This is a genomic window from Exobacillus caeni (assembly GCF_005747095.1).
Lineage (GTDB): Bacteria > Bacillota > Bacilli > Bacillales > Guptibacillaceae > Exobacillus > Exobacillus caeni.
In genome coordinates, this window is record NZ_SWLG01000003.1 from 181,072 (window position 1) to 195,276 (window position 14,205).

At 38.3% G+C, this 14,205-nt stretch carries 13 protein-coding genes; 10 read left to right on the plus strand and 3 right to left on the minus strand.

Annotated elements, in window-relative coordinates:
• Window positions 1-67: 67 nt before the first annotated feature.
• From FCL54_RS04975 to FCL54_RS05010, 8 genes are all read left to right on the plus strand, one after another.
• Window positions 68-1,084, plus strand: a complete 1,017-nt coding sequence (locus FCL54_RS04975; protein WP_138123827.1) for a Gfo/Idh/MocA family protein — start codon at window positions 68-70, stop codon at window positions 1,082-1,084.
• Between the two features lie 18 nt (window positions 1,085-1,102).
• Window positions 1,103-2,446, plus strand: a complete 1,344-nt coding sequence (locus tag FCL54_RS04980) for a nucleotide sugar dehydrogenase (protein ID WP_138123829.1) — start codon at window positions 1,103-1,105, stop codon at window positions 2,444-2,446.
• A 154-nt stretch (window positions 2,447-2,600) separates the two neighbouring features.
• Window positions 2,601-3,719, plus strand: a complete 1,119-nt coding sequence (locus tag FCL54_RS04985; RefSeq protein ID WP_138123831.1) for a glycosyltransferase family 4 protein — start codon at window positions 2,601-2,603, stop codon at window positions 3,717-3,719.
• A gap of 28 nt (window positions 3,720-3,747) precedes the next feature.
• Window positions 3,748-4,983 carry a glycosyltransferase family 4 protein gene (locus FCL54_RS04990; RefSeq protein ID WP_138123833.1) on the plus strand — a complete coding sequence of 412 codons (1,236 nt, stop codon included), beginning with the start codon at window positions 3,748-3,750 and terminating at the stop codon, window positions 4,981-4,983.
• Window position 4,984: 1 nt separating this feature from the next.
• Window positions 4,985-6,100, plus strand: a complete 1,116-nt coding sequence (locus tag FCL54_RS04995; protein ID WP_138123835.1) for a DegT/DnrJ/EryC1/StrS family aminotransferase — start codon at window positions 4,985-4,987, stop codon at window positions 6,098-6,100.
• Between the two features lie 25 nt (window positions 6,101-6,125).
• Window positions 6,126-6,839 carry an N-acetyltransferase gene (locus FCL54_RS05000; RefSeq protein ID WP_138123837.1) on the plus strand — a complete coding sequence of 238 codons (714 nt, stop codon included), beginning with the start codon at window positions 6,126-6,128 and terminating at the stop codon, window positions 6,837-6,839.
• Between the two features lie 136 nt (window positions 6,840-6,975).
• Window positions 6,976-8,493: an O-antigen ligase family protein gene (locus FCL54_RS05005; protein ID WP_138123839.1), complete on the plus strand. Its 1,518-nt coding sequence runs from the start codon at window positions 6,976-6,978 to the stop codon at window positions 8,491-8,493.
• Window positions 8,483-9,181, plus strand: a complete 699-nt coding sequence (locus tag FCL54_RS05010; protein ID WP_138123841.1) for a YveK family protein — start codon at window positions 8,483-8,485, stop codon at window positions 9,179-9,181. The genes FCL54_RS05005 and FCL54_RS05010 overlap by 11 nt, the downstream gene beginning before the upstream one ends.
• Before the next feature lie 16 nt (window positions 9,182-9,197).
• On the opposite strand, the gene FCL54_RS05015 is transcribed toward FCL54_RS05010, so the two are convergent.
• Both FCL54_RS05015 and FCL54_RS05020 read right to left on the minus strand, forming a co-directional pair.
• Entirely contained in the window at window positions 9,198-10,217 is a 1,020-nt protein-coding gene (locus tag FCL54_RS05015) for an LCP family protein (RefSeq protein ID WP_171016685.1), read from the minus strand.
• Window positions 10,218-10,323: 106 nt separating this feature from the next.
• Window positions 10,324-10,965 (minus strand): YigZ family protein, encoded by a 642-nt coding sequence (locus FCL54_RS05020; protein WP_138123845.1) that lies wholly within the window; start codon window positions 10,963-10,965, stop codon window positions 10,324-10,326.
• A 271-nt stretch (window positions 10,966-11,236) separates the two neighbouring features.
• Here FCL54_RS05020 and FCL54_RS05025 point away from each other — a divergent pair, with 271 nt between their 5' ends.
• Entirely contained in the window at window positions 11,237-12,391 is a 1,155-nt protein-coding gene (locus tag FCL54_RS05025) for a sensor histidine kinase (RefSeq protein ID WP_138123847.1), read from the plus strand.
• The gene (locus FCL54_RS05030; RefSeq protein WP_138123849.1) at window positions 12,388-13,095 is read left to right on the plus strand and encodes a response regulator; all 708 of its coding nucleotides are present in this window, start codon (window positions 12,388-12,390) and stop codon (window positions 13,093-13,095) included. The genes FCL54_RS05025 and FCL54_RS05030 overlap by 4 nt, the downstream gene beginning before the upstream one ends.
• Window positions 13,096-13,140: 45 nt before the next feature.
• Here FCL54_RS05030 and FCL54_RS05035 read toward each other — a convergent pair whose 3' ends face one another.
• Entirely contained in the window at window positions 13,141-14,079 is a 939-nt protein-coding gene (locus FCL54_RS05035) for a C40 family peptidase (protein ID WP_138123851.1), read from the minus strand.
• Between the last annotated feature and the right edge of the window lie 126 nt (window positions 14,080-14,205).

The following is a 14,205-nucleotide window of genomic DNA, read 5'->3' on the forward strand; positions in this document are numbered from 1 at the left end:
AAAATAAATTCAATAAAATTATAAAGCGTCAAAACAATAATCAAAACAATAAAAGGAGTCGTTATAAATGATTAACTTTGCGATTGTTGGTTGCGGTCACATTGCTAATAAGCATGCTGAAGCAATATCAAATGCTGAAGGAGCAAATTTAATTGCGGTATGTGATACCATCCCTGAAAAGATGGAACCTTTTGTAGAAAAGTATAATGTTGAACCATACACAGACTTGAAAGAATTGTTAACAAGGGAAGATTTGGATGTTATAAACATTTGTACACCGAGTGGCCATCACACAGGGATTGCTGTTCAAGCTGCAAATGCAAAAAAACATATAGTAGTTGAAAAGCCAATCGCACTTACGCTTGAAGACGCAGATACTATCATTTCGGCATGTAAAGAGAATAATGTTAAGCTATCCGTCGTTCATCCGAACCGTTTCAGGCCGGTAATGATGGAATTAAAAAAAATAATGGATGATGATAAGCTCGGAAAGCTAAGCCATGCCAATGCTACGGTTCGCTGGAACAGAAATCAAGAATACTATGACCAGGCACCATGGAGAGGCACTAAGGCTTTAGATGGCGGAGTATTAATGAACCAGGCGATTCACAATTTGGATCTCCTTTTGTGGGTTATGGGAGATGCAGAAGAAGTGTTTAGCATGAGTGCAACTCGGCTAAGGGATATAGAGGCGGAGGACGTTTCAACAGGTGTTGTGAGATTTAAAAACGGGGCATTAGGTGTAATTGAAGCAGCAACAACCATTTATCCTAAGAATTTAGAAGAAACATTGAGCGTCTTCGGTGAAACAGGGTCGATAAAGATTGGTGGAAGAACCGCTAATTTTATTGAACATCTTAATATCGAGGATATTAACGATGAAAGTAGTAATGATATCATTGAAGGCGTTAAAGCTGACCCATTTGGAAAACCGGGCCACCAATGGATAATTGAAGACATGGCAAAAGCAATAGTAGAAGACAGAGAACCAGTTGTATCCGGGGAGGATGGAAGAAAAGCCCTGTCCCTTGTTCTGGCTCTTTACGAGTCTGCAGAAACTAACACTCCGGTTAAAATTAATTAAAAAGCGAGGCTGAAGAAGATGGAAGTTAAAGAAGAAGTACAATTAAATCAGATTGCTTCTGAGTTGTTAAATAAGATTGAAGACAAAAGCGCTACGATTGGTGTTGTGGGATTAGGTTATGTTGGTTTACCGCTTGCAGTTGAAAAGGCAAAGGCCGGTTATAATGTTATTGGATTCGATGTACAAGAAAAGCGTACTGATATGGTTAATAAAGGGATCAATTATATTGGTGATGTGGTTGATGAAGAGCTTGCCGAATTAACATCCAATAAAAAAATCACTGCTACAACGGATTACTCAAAGATTAAGGAAGTAGATGCTGTAGCGATTTGCGTACCTACCCCCCTGGATATATATAAACAGCCAGATACCTCTTATGTGGAAAGTTCAGCTAAAGAAATTGCAAAATTCGTTCATAAAGGAATGCTTGTGGTATTGGAAAGTACTACATATCCAGGAACAACAGAAGAGATTTTAAAACCGATCCTAGAAAACACCGGCCTCATCACTGGAGAAGACCTGTTTATTGCGTATTCTCCTGAACGGGTTGACCCGGGTAACAAGACGTTTAATACTAAAAATACGCCAAAAGTAGTTGGAGGCATTTCCCCTTCATGTACAAAGATCGCTGCTGCCCTTTACCGTAATGTGCTTGAAGGAGATGTGCATGAGGTATCTGGTCCAGCTGTTGCCGAAATGGAAAAAATTCTAGAGAATACTTTTCGAAACATTAATATTGCCCTTGCTAACGAGATGGCGATTCTTTGTAATAAGATGAATATCGACGTTTGGGAAGTTATTGATGCAGCTGCCACAAAGCCATATGGTTTCATGCCGTTCTATCCTGGACCTGGGCTTGGAGGGCATTGTATACCGATCGATCCGTTTTACTTAACTTGGAAAGCAAGAGAGTACAACTATCATACTCGTTTAATCGAAACTGCAGGAGAAATCAATAATAGCATGCCTGATTTTGTAATTGACCGTTGTATGCAAATTTTAAATAAAGAGAAAAAGGCGTTGAATGGCGCTAGAGTTGTATTGCTTGGTGTTTCTTATAAGAAAGACATTGAGGATGTAAGGGAGTCCCCTGTACTGCCAATACTTGAAGAAATGAATAAAGCAGGAGCGGATTGGAAAGTTGTTGATCCACATGTTGAATCATTTAAATTAGGAGAAGAAGTTATCAAACCGATTGAATTAACGGAAGATGTTTTGAAAAACGCAGATTTAGTAATGGTGACGACTGACCATTCGGCGTTTGATTATAACATGATAGCAGAGCATAGCGAGGTTATTTTTGATACAAGGAACGCAATGAAGGAATCGCTTGCAAATGTAAAAAAATATTACAGACTTTAAGTAAATAAGAGAGGTTGACTTTATAGTTCAGGGTCAGGATCTCCAACACCATATCTTATACAGGGCAATGGAATCCACTGAAGGTGTTAATCGGAGAGTCTGGACCCGATAGGTCAGCCTCTTTAAACATGAGGAAGAAAAGGTAGTGTGATTCATGAAAGTATGTCATCTAACATCCGTTCATCCAGCTGAAGATATACGCATTCTTATAAAAGAATGCCAGACATTAGCAAAAGCAGGGCATGATGTCTCACTGGTAGTGGCAAATACAGACAGTAGAAGCCTGTACGGTGTAAATGTTGTCGGTGTTGAGTCCATCGTTAATAATCCTATCCAGCGAATATTTAAATCACCCAAAAGAGTCTTTGAAACTGCTTTAAAAATTGATGCTGATGTCTATCATTTTCATGACCCGGAATTGATTCCGGTCGGGCTAAAGCTTTCTAAAAAAGGAAAACATGTCATTTATGATGTTCATGAAGATGTGCCGGAACAGGTTTTGTCAAAGCAGTGGATACCAAAGCCGCTTAGAAAGCTTATTTCTACGACAGTTGAGAAAGTGGAAAGATATGCTTCAAAAAGGTTTAGCGCGGTAGTAACTGCAACACCTACCATCAGTAAGCGTTTTAAGACCTACAACTCCAATACTGTCACCGTTCATAATTATCCTATTTTAAATGAGCTTATTGGACAAGCTTCAGAGAACAGCAATGTGGAAAAACAGGGAAACAAAGTAATTTATATCGGTGGTATAACAGAGCTGCGAGGAATAAAAGAAATGGTTGCTGCTATGGAAAAAGTAAACAGTTCTACAGAAGCAGAGTTAGCGTTAGCAGGCAAATTTGCTCCGGAGCAGTTAAAAACTGAGTTGGAAACCACTACCGGATGGAATTATGTAAATCATCTTGGTTATTTGAACAGAGATCAAGTAAAGAGCTCGCTTTCCGAGTCAGATATTGGGTTAGTCTTGATCCATCCTGAGCCAAGGTATGTCGTTTCTTTGCCGATTAAAATGTTTGAATACATGTCTGCAGGAATTCCAGTGATCGCTTCTAACTTCCCGTTATGGAAAGAAATCGTTGAAGGTGATGAGTGCGGAATTTGTGTAGATCCTTTAAACTTAGAGGAAATAGCTGATGCGATAAAGTGGTTGATCAATAATCCAGAGGCTGCGGGAGAAATGGGACGGAACGGACGAAAAGCGATTGAAGAAAAGTACAATTGGGAAAAAGAAAGTGAAACACTAATAAATCTTTATAATAATTTGGATTGATGGGCTTTTTTGAGGTGGTGAATGATTCTTGAAGATTTGGATATTAAACCATGTCGCACTCAAGCCTTCTGATATTGGGATAACCAGGCATTATGATATTTCAAAAGAGCTTGTAGAAAAAGGGCATAAGGTAACAATATTCGCTAGTAGCTTTTTAGCTTACTTATTTAAATGGCGAGATCCAAAAAGAAAAAACTATACAGAAAATGTCAATGATGTCATCTTTGAATGGGTATGGACGCTTCCCTATAAAGGAAATGGTGTACTACGTATACTTAACATGATCAGTTATTTATTTACTTCTCTAATCAGAGGGGTTAAAAAAGAGGAAAAGCCAGATGTTATCGTAGGTTCATCTGTTCATTTGTTTGCATGCCTTGCAGCTTATTATTTGAGCAAGTGGAAAAAGTCTACATATGTTGTAGAGATTAGAGACCTTTGGCCAAGGACCTTAATTGATTTTGGTGCAATGAGTGAAAGGCATCCGGTTGCTGTTATGTTTGGTATAATTGAAAAATTTGTTTATAAAAAAGCAGATCGAATAATCGTTACCTTACCTGGGGCCGCAAATTATATTAGCAGCCTGGGAATCGATAGCGATAAAATTTATCACATTCCTAATGGGATTGATTTGAATAGAATAGAACTATTAGAAAACACGCCTTCATTAGAGGTGGAGATTAAAAAAATAAAAGAGAAGCATGGTCAGGTGGCAATGTATGTCGGATCCCACGGGATGGCTAATTCACTTGAAACAGTAGTGAAAAGTGCAGAATACTTGCCTGAAAACCAAGTAGCATATGTCTTTGTTGGTGATGGACCGGAGAAAGAAAATCTTAAAAAGATGGCAAATGATTATGAAAATGTGTACTTTTTTGAAGGTATACCGAAAGATGAAGTGCTTTCAACATTAGCCTTGGGTGATGTGTTAATGGTATCTATGCTTGATACGCCATTATACAAATATGGCATTAGTTTAAACAAGTTGAATGATTATTTACTGGTCGGAAAACCAATTCTGTTTGCCGGCGAAGTTTATAATGATATTGTAGGAGATTCAGGAGCTGGAAAAACAGTACCTCCCGAAGATCCGAAAGCTTTCGCTGAGGGATTGAATGAACTGCTCAAGCTTACGGATGAAGAGCGAATTAAAATAAGACAATCGGCTCAGGCGTACGTGGAAGATAACCATGACATTAAGAAACTGGCTGAAAGATTTTTATCTGTATGCCAGCTTGAAAATACGATTGAAAGAGGGTATTAAAATGAAAGTGCCAATGCTAGATTTAACAGAACAATATCAATCATTAAAAGGAGAAATAAACAGTTCTCTTGAAGAGGTAATGTCTGGTGCGCGTTTTATTCTTGGAGATAACGTGAAAAAACTTGAAAAAGATGTTGCAGAATACAGCAATGCAAACCACGGTATCGGTGTTGCTAATGGAAGTGACGCTCTACATATTTCTTTGTTAGGGTGCGGGGTGGAACCTGGGGATGAAGTGATCGCTCCTGCTTTCACATTTTTTGCGACAGCTGGTGCTATTGCCCGGATAGGTGCAGTACCTGTTTTTGTTGATATTGATCCTAAGACTTTTAATATTGATCCAGCAAAAATCGAAGAGGCAGTTACTGAAAAAACAAAAGCAATTATTCCTGTTCACTTATATGGGCAAATGGCAGATATGGAGCCAATTGCTGAAATTGCAAAGAAGCATAATCTTGCCATTGTTGAAGATGCTGCACAGGCAATTGGTGCTGAGTATAAAGGAAAGAAAGTAGGAGAACTTGGCACAACTGCAACTTACAGCTTCTTCCCTACAAAGAACTTAGGTGCTTATGGGGATGCAGGAATGATTATTACGGATGATGAAGAAGTCGGTGAAAAGATGCGGGTAATCCGAGTGCACGGCAGTAAACCAAAGTATTATCACCATGTGCTTGGTTATAACAGCCGATTGGACGAGCTTCAGGCAGCTGTGTTAAATGTTAAATTTCCGCATCTAAATGAGTGGAATAAAAAGCGCAGAGAAAATGCTGCCTATTATACAAAATTGTTACATGAGAAGCTTGGTGACAAGGTTACAACACCTTATGTTGAAGAGCATAACTATCATATTTTCCATCAATACACTATTCGGGTGGATAAAAGGGATGAGCTGCAGGCTTTCTTAAAGGAAAATGGCGTAGCAACGATGATTTACTATCCAAAGCCATTACACTTACAGCCAGTATTTGCAGAACTGGGCTACAAAGAGGGAGATCTGCCAGAAACAGAAAAGGCATGTGCGGAAGTAATCTCCCTGCCAATGTTCCCGGAATTGAAGAAAGAACAGCAGGAATACGTAGTTGAGATGATTGAGAAATTTTATAAAGAACAATAGTAATCCTTTTGAAAGGAATGATTGTATGGAACCAGTTTCTATTGGTCAAAATGTTGTAATTGGTGAATCCGTCGAATTCGGAGAAAATGTTTCTATAGGAAACAATGTCATTATATATGAAGGTTCAAAAATTGGAAGCAATGTGATGATTCAGGATAATGTTGTGATAGGAAAACAGCCTGCACGTGCTAAAAATTCCATCCTCCCAGAGTCCAAAAAGCTACCGCCGACTGTTATCGGATCAGGATCGACAATCGGTACTTCTTCGATTATTTACGCAAATGCAGAGTTGGCAGAGGATGTGTTTGTTGCAGATCTTGCCACGATAAGAGAAAGAGTGACAATTGGAGAAAAGACAATCGTTGGCAGAGGTGTTGCGGTTGAGAACGATTGTAAAGTCGGTATCAAGTGCAAGCTTGAAACCAATTCATATATAACTGCCTATTCAGAGCTCGGAGACTATGTGTTTATAGCTCCATGCGTTGTTACTACAAATGACAACTATATGGCACGTTCAAAGGAACGCTATGATAAATTTAAAGGTGTGACGATCAAAGATGGCGGACGGGTTGGAGCAAACTCAACGATCTTACCCGGTAAAACGATTGAGGAAGATGGAACGGTTGCTGCAGCGAGTGTTGTAACGAAAGATGTGAAGAAGGAAGAACTTGTTGTAGGAGCACCGGCCAAAAAGCTGCGTAACGTACCTGAAGATCAATTGTTGAAGAACCAGGGTTAACTAACTTAATTGAAGGGCTGTTGGAAAACTTCAACAGCCCTTTCGTTAAAGAACAGAAAGTTAATTTCCAGTTTTAACATGGTGTGGACTTCCAGAAAATGATGACATTATTATTCCAAAGAGAGGGTATTTAAATATGAATTATGCTTCTTTGGCTTCTAAACTTAAAGTACAGATTTTTTTTATAGTAATACTCTCCCTTTTTGCTATTTATAAGCTCATAAACGGTGATGTTATCCCGCTATTAAAAGTGCTAACTATAGCTGCTATATTTGCTGTTTCTTTATCGCTGATAAAAAAAACTTACATGTGGTATTTAATTAAAAATGACCCGTTATCCATTACTTTTCTTTATTTATTAATTATTTCTTCCTTTATTGGAGCTGGATTTTTCACATTAGATCTTGGCCCGCTTAGTTTATTTCCTTATCGAATCCTACTATTAGTAATGTGTGTTTTGTTTTTTTCTGTTTTTGTAAAGGAAAAAGAATACATGAGAATGTGGTCTAAGGTAAAAGTGAAAAAACCTATTTTCTTTTTAATTTTTTGGCTGCTGTATGCTCTTCTTTCGCTTTTATGGGTAAGGTCCCTAACAGGGGGATTACAGGACTTCATCTTTCTTTCGTTTGGAATTGTAATTGTATTCCTTGTGACTTTTTATTTTCATAATCAAAATAACTATTATAATTTCTTTTATATATGGATTGTGATGACAGCTGTTCTGGTAGGGATTGGTTTATGGAATCACTTTACACATCAGCATTTGCCTGTCTCCCGTATTAATCATGTTTCTAGTTACCAACAAGGTATTCCTACAGCGGTTTTTGTTAATGAAAACGACTATGCCAGCTTTCTGGCGATAAGCTTCTTTTTTGTACTGGCCTTTGTTAATCATGCTAAAACAATGATTAAGAGAGGTGCAGGATTTGTGCTCCTCGCACTAATTATGTATGTCATCATGCTCACAGATTCAAGGGCTAACTATATTTCAGTGATGCTTGGGCTAGCCTTCTGGTTCTTATTTTTAATCAAAAGAAGGGCAAAGATAAAAGTAACTTTTCTTGCTGTTATTGGTTTTGGCCTGGGGATGTTATCCGGTAGATTTAGAGCTATAGTCGGAAAGTTTGATGACCAGCTCGGAACTTTGTTAGCATCTTCGGATATCGGAAGTGATTCTGTCAATATAAGAATCAATCTTATAAGAAACGCATTTGACTTCTTAAGAGACACATTTGGCTTAGGAATTGGATCAGGAAACGTGGAGTTTTATATGAAGAACCTCTCCGCTTATGACACGTTTGGAGAATACAATATGCATAACTGGTGGATGGAGATTCTTGTGCATCATGGAATTTTAATTTTTAGCGGTTATGTGTTGTTATATATTTTTTTAATATGGAACTTATATAAAGCCAACAGAACAAGTTCTGGTACTGATAGGATGATTAGTGAAGCTTTAGTCTCTTCTTTGATTGCCTTTTTGCTGGCAAGCATTAGTCCAAATTCTTTTTTAGCTTTAAATTATAATTGGCTTTTAATCGCCTTTGCATTAGGCTTTATAAACTATAAACGATTAACCGATAAAAAGAAGAATTTTTTAGTGGAAGAAGCGCCTTATAACGGCCAGGAGGTAAACTACGGAAATGCTAAATAACAATATTGTCCAGAGAACTTTGCAAAGAATGAAAAGGTTTTGGATTGTTTTAATCATTATTCCGCTGTTAACTGCTTCAGTAGCATATATTATGGCTGCAAGAGTACCGGTTACATATACGGCTGAATCGGAAATTATGTTGGGGAACTTCGATGATACGACCGCGACCAACATTGGTTTTTTGGAGGAAGCGTTAAACAGTCCCACAGTATTTCAGGAAGATAAAATATTATATAAAGGAGAGTATGGGGCATATAATGCTGAACAGTTTGCTTCCAAACTTCGTGTCAGTACCGATAGAAGCCATAAAACGATAATATTGTCTCTACCAGGAAGTAACAGGGATCAAATAGAAGAATCTCTAACTTCGTTTGTCGACGAATTTATGGAATACAGTAGAAGTGCACTTGATAGAAAATATGATATCTACAAAGAAGAAGTGAAAGCTATAAAAGATATAGAGACTGAATATGAGAAAGTAGATAAAAGTAAGCAAATTTCTAATATATATGAAAGTATGTCAGAGATGAGACCCACTCTCATCAAGCAACCTGTTGAAGTGTCACAAACATCAAATGACCCAGTACAGAGAGCTATCCTCGGGCTGTTGATCGGTATCATGATAAACATTATACTTTTAGCGTTACCTGAAATATTCAGAGATGAAGAAAAAGCCCAAAAGGAATAACCTTTTGGGCTTTTTTCTATTCGTTTGAGTATCCATCTGATTCTTCATCAGAACTTTGTACGACATCGTTGTCTTCTATCTCTAATACACTTTTAAGCTCCTGGCTTGCTTCTTCAATTGAATCTTCAAAAGGAACAAAGTAATATACATTATCAATATATGCATCTTCGCCTTTTAGGTCAATTGTGTCCATGCTTTTGTTCTGAAGCTCTTTATAAAAATTCCTCATTCCAAATAACTCTTTCATAGAGATATTTGTTTTTACATTTCTGCCAACCGATTCGATCATATTATCGACTTTTGTAATAGATCCGACAGAAACTGCCTCTTCAAGCATGGCTTTAATTGCTTGCTGTTGTCTTTCGTTTCTGCCAAAGTCACCGCGAGGGTCCTGCTTACGCATTCGCACATAGGCAAGTGCTTCACGGCCGTCCATCTCCATCGGGCCTTCTTCAAAAACTACCCATCTTCCATCGCGATCATAAGTTTTAAAATCGAAAGGGACATCTAAAGTGATTCCGCCAAGAGCATCGACCGCTTCTTCAAAGCCATCAAAGTTTGTTTCGATATAATAATCCACTGGAACATCTAGCAAATCCTGCACTGCCTGAATGGTGGCATCCATTCCGCCATAAGAATAAGAATGGGTAATTTTATCTTTTCTATCAATTTTTTCAATATATGTTCTCGTATCCCGTGGAATACTGAGGACTGTTTTTTCTTTCGTTTCAGGGTTAATAGCGACTAAGATTAAAACATCCGACCTTCCCTGGCCTCCGGAATAATCCTCAACACCTGTAAGAAGAATAGTTACAGGGTCTTTTCCAAGAGTGACATCTTCATAACGCAGTTCTGATTTCTCACCGCGATCAAGTTCTTCGTAACTTCCGCTAGCTGTTTTATTTATGGTAAAGGCCAAATATCCGCCATAGCCGACTACACTAAACATTATTAAAATCACAAATAATATACTTACCTTTAACCAGCGTCTAATCCTTTTCCTTTTTCTTCGAGTTTTCATTCGAGAGTTAGACAAATTTCATTCCCTCATTTCATAAAAATTCCAGACCTTTTTATAGGGATTCATAAATTAACTATACAATTATATATCGGAACAGGAAGATTAGTAAACATTTTACGGGTTATTTGTTGTTAATATCCCTTTCCAAATTTTCCAATTCACCGTTCTCAACAACCGCCTGTCCGTTTGTTAGATTAGTGATCCATTCCTTGAAAGACTCTTCGTGACTGCTTTCAACAAATATTTCAATTTCAACGTTTTCAAGATAGTGAATTTCTTTCAGAAGATATTCAGACGTTCGGATCTCATTTTCTACTTTGCCGAGCAATGTGTAATCTATCGTTGTATGCATAACTCTCATTAAGCGCCGTTCAACGATACCGGTATGGCTAAGCCCTTCTGTAGTGGCCTGGCCATATGCACGGATTAATCCCCCGGCTCCTAGTTTAATTCCACCAAAATAGCGGGTAATAACTACTACAGTGTCTTTAATATTTCGTTTTTTTAAAACTTCTAAAATTGGTATTCCGGCAGTGCCGCTTGGTTCCCCATCATCATTCGCCTTTTGAATCTGATCATTTTCCCCGATCATGTATGCTGAGCAGTTATGTGTAGCATTATAATGGGTTTTTTTAATGTCCTGTATGAAGTCCTGTGCTTCTTGTTCAGTTGTTGCTCGGTTTACCTGTGCGATAAATCTTGATTTTTGTATAGTAATTTCGTTTTCTCCAAAACCTTTTACTGTATAATAAGATGAAAGCAATATGAAGACCTCCTATAATATTTGGAGCAGTATTGTTATGCTGGGAATGGTATAATAAGGAAACAACGTTTGCTAATATATACTTCGAATAAAGTCCAATATTTTTGTGTTTTCGGTATTATATTTACTTTTTATTATAATTCCATCAAAAAAATCCAGCAAATGTTACTGGGATAAGTCATAAACAACAGACCGGAGACGAACTCTTATAGTATTGAATTACTATACTTATAGTCCTCCGGTTGCTTTAAAAGAAATTGGAGGAAATAGTATGGCTTCTAATAAAATAGACCCGGCTGTTTTAGATGCTATTTTGAATAAAACAATTGAAACGGTCAATCAAAGTAAAAATAAAATTTTTGATATTGGAGAGCATTCTCAACATGAGTTCCAGGAGCTTTCAAAAGAACTTTTATTGATAAAAGAAGAGTTGCAGAATGTAATTAAGAGTCTGGAAAGATTAAAAAAAGAAGACCGTTTTGCCAGGGCTAAGCTTGTTAAAGTAAGTAAACATTTTCATGAATATGGCGAACAAGAAATAAGGGATGCTTACGAAAAAGCTTCACACATACAAGTTAAACTTTCGGTTGAACAACAAAGGCTAGTACAGCTTCAGGACAAAAAGAATGATATTGAAAGAAGACTTGAATATTTTCGTGTTACCAACCAAAAGGCTGGTTCTTTTATTGGCCAGATATCTACCGTTCTTAGCTATCTAAATGGGGAGCTGAGGCAGGTAGGCGCTGCAATACAAGATGCTCAGCGTCGACAGGAGTTTGGGCTGCAGATTATTGAAGCACAGGAAGAAGAGCGGAGAAGAGTGTCTCGTGAGATTCACGATGGTCCAGCTCAAATGCTTGCGAATGTTCTGGTAAGGTCTCAGTTAATTGAAAGAATTTTTGAAAAAAAAGGAAAAGAGGCGGCCTTTAAAGAAATAAAGGAGATGAGGGTTCTCATCGAAGAGGCTTTGCAGGAGGTTAGAAGGCTAATCTACGATCTCCGGCCGATGGCACTCGATGACCTTGGTTTAATACCGACGCTAAAAAAATACTTGAACAGAATAAACAATGAGTCCAGGACTGAGATTTATTTTGATCACGGCGATGGTCAACAGCGTTTGCCGGTCCGGTTGGAAATTGCAATCTTTCGCCTTGTCCAGGAAGCTGTCCAAAATTCCTTGAAGCATGCTGATGCTACAGAGATAGAAGTCGATTTAGAAATAGAAAAGCAAAATATTCATTTAAAGGTAAAGGATAATGGAATTGGTTTTAACACGAATGAACGAAAAGAGAATTCTTTTGGTATCATAGGTATGAAAGAAAGAGTAGAACTATTAAATGGAAAAATAGAGATTCAATCTACCCCTAATAAGGGTACATATATTTTGATCGATATTCCGATCCATGAACAGGAGGGCACGACATGACAAACGCAGTTAAAACGTCCACGAAAATTGTAATCATAGATGATCACCGTCTGTTTCGCGAAGGTGTAAAACGGATCCTAGATATGGAAGATGGGCTTGAGGTTGTTGCAGAAGGTGATGATGGAGAAGAAGCGTTAGACCTTGTTCAAAAACATAATCCTGATGTTGTATTGATGGACATTAATATGCCGAATGTAAACGGAGTGGAAGCAACTCGAAATCTTATTGAGCAATCTCCTGATACAAAGGTGATCATTCTTTCGATTCATGATGATGAGACCTATGTTACTCACGCGGTAAAAACTGGTGCTGCAGGATATCTATTAAAAGAAATGGATGCCGATTCGTTGATAGATGCAGTGAAGGTTGTAGCTTCAGGCGGTGCATACATCCATCCTAAAGTCACTCATAATCTTGTGAATGAATATCGCCGTCTTGCAACACAGGGACGAAAAAATTCAGGGCAGATCGGATACAAAGAAGTGGAGTACCGTAAACCACTGCATATCCTTACAAGAAGAGAGTGCGAAGTGTTACAGCTTCTTACTGATGGAAAGAGTAATCGCTCGATCGGTGAAGAATTGTATATAAGTGAAAAGACAGTTAAAAACCACGTTAGCAATATTTTGCAAAAAATGAATGTGAACGACCGTACGCAGGCTGTTGTAGAAGCCATTAAAAAAGGCTGGGTTAAAGTCAGGTAATAAAAAAGAGTATCCAACATTCCGGATACTCTTTTTAGATAGGATTTATACTCTTTTTGCTCCAAGGTAACGCGGTGCCCAGTAAGGGTTATCCAGGCTGCTAATTTGCACTCCGCGAGATGAACCAGCGTGGATGAATTTTCCGTTTCCAAGATAGATTCCAGCGTGTGATGGACCCGGTTTGTAAGTTTCAAAGAATACCAGGTCTCCGACTGACGGGCTTGAAACTCTGCTTGTTGCACCCCACATGGAAGCGACCGTTCTTGGAAGGCTGATTCCGTTTTGCTTGAATGCATATTGCAAGAACCCACTGCAATCAAATCCAGATGGAGAAGTTCCTCCCCATACATAAGGGACTCCCTGGTAGCGTTTCGCTGTCTCTATCACGCTTGACATAGAAGTTGATGCCGCTTTAACAGATGCTTCTGGAGCTGATTGTGCGACAGATGCAGTTGTTGAACCGTTTAACGCTCCGAAAGTTTGTGGTCCGGCAATACCGTCAACAGCGATCCCTGCATCGCTCTGCAAGCTACGTACAGCACTTGCAGTAACCGGTCCATATACTCCGTCAACCGCATAATTGTAATATCCTTTTTTGCTCAATTTGGATTGCAGGCTTGATACTGCTTGTCCACGTGACCCCTGTCTTAAAGTTCCGCTATAAGAATCATTTGAACTAGTTGTTGTTTGAACAGAAGCTCCTTTTAGCGCTGCGACTGTTTGCGGCCCGACGATACCGTCAACTGTGATTCCAGCATCTCTCTGAAATTCTTTCACTCCAGATTCAGTAATAGTTCCAAAATAACCTGTCGAAGTATGGTAATCAAAATATCCTTTTTCGCTCAGAACATTTTGCAATTCTGTAACGTCACTGTGGCTAATACCTTTATTTAATGTAAAGTCTCCCATTGCTGCTTCTCCTGCATTTGGCGCTAAAAATAATGTCCCCGCTAAAGCCGAAGTTACAATAACTTTCTTAAACATAAAATAATTCCCCCTGGTTAAATTTTTAAACTTGTTTTATCTGATTGCTATCTTACACGCTTACTGTGACAGGGGTGTATTTATGAGATTACAGTGTATTGACAAATATAGCTTCCTTCTTACTAC

Bases quoted from the DNA above. Each gene is read 5' to 3' on its own strand.
- FCL54_RS04975 (WP_138123827.1), top strand. From the start codon at position 68: ATGATTAACTTTGCGATTGTTGGTTGCGGTCACATTGCTAATAAGCAT.
- FCL54_RS04980 (WP_138123829.1), top strand. From the start codon at position 1,103: ATGGAAGTTAAAGAAGAAGTACAATTAAATCAGATTGCTTCTGAGTTG.
- FCL54_RS04985 (WP_138123831.1), top strand. From the start codon at position 2,601: ATGAAAGTATGTCATCTAACATCCGTTCATCCAGCTGAAGATATACGC.
- FCL54_RS04995 (WP_138123835.1), top strand. From the start codon at position 4,985: ATGAAAGTGCCAATGCTAGATTTAACAGAACAATATCAATCATTAAAA.
- FCL54_RS05000 (WP_138123837.1), top strand. From the start codon at position 6,126: ATGGAACCAGTTTCTATTGGTCAAAATGTTGTAATTGGTGAATCCGTC.
- FCL54_RS05005 (WP_138123839.1), top strand. From the start codon at position 6,976: ATGAATTATGCTTCTTTGGCTTCTAAACTTAAAGTACAGATTTTTTTT.
- FCL54_RS05010 (WP_138123841.1), top strand. From the start codon at position 8,483: ATGCTAAATAACAATATTGTCCAGAGAACTTTGCAAAGAATGAAAAGG.
- FCL54_RS05025 (WP_138123847.1), top strand. From the start codon at position 11,237: ATGGCTTCTAATAAAATAGACCCGGCTGTTTTAGATGCTATTTTGAAT.
- FCL54_RS05030 (WP_138123849.1), top strand. From the start codon at position 12,388: ATGACAAACGCAGTTAAAACGTCCACGAAAATTGTAATCATAGATGAT.
- FCL54_RS05035 (WP_138123851.1), bottom strand. From the start codon at position 14,079: ATGTTTAAGAAAGTTATTGTAACTTCGGCTTTAGCGGGGACATTATTT.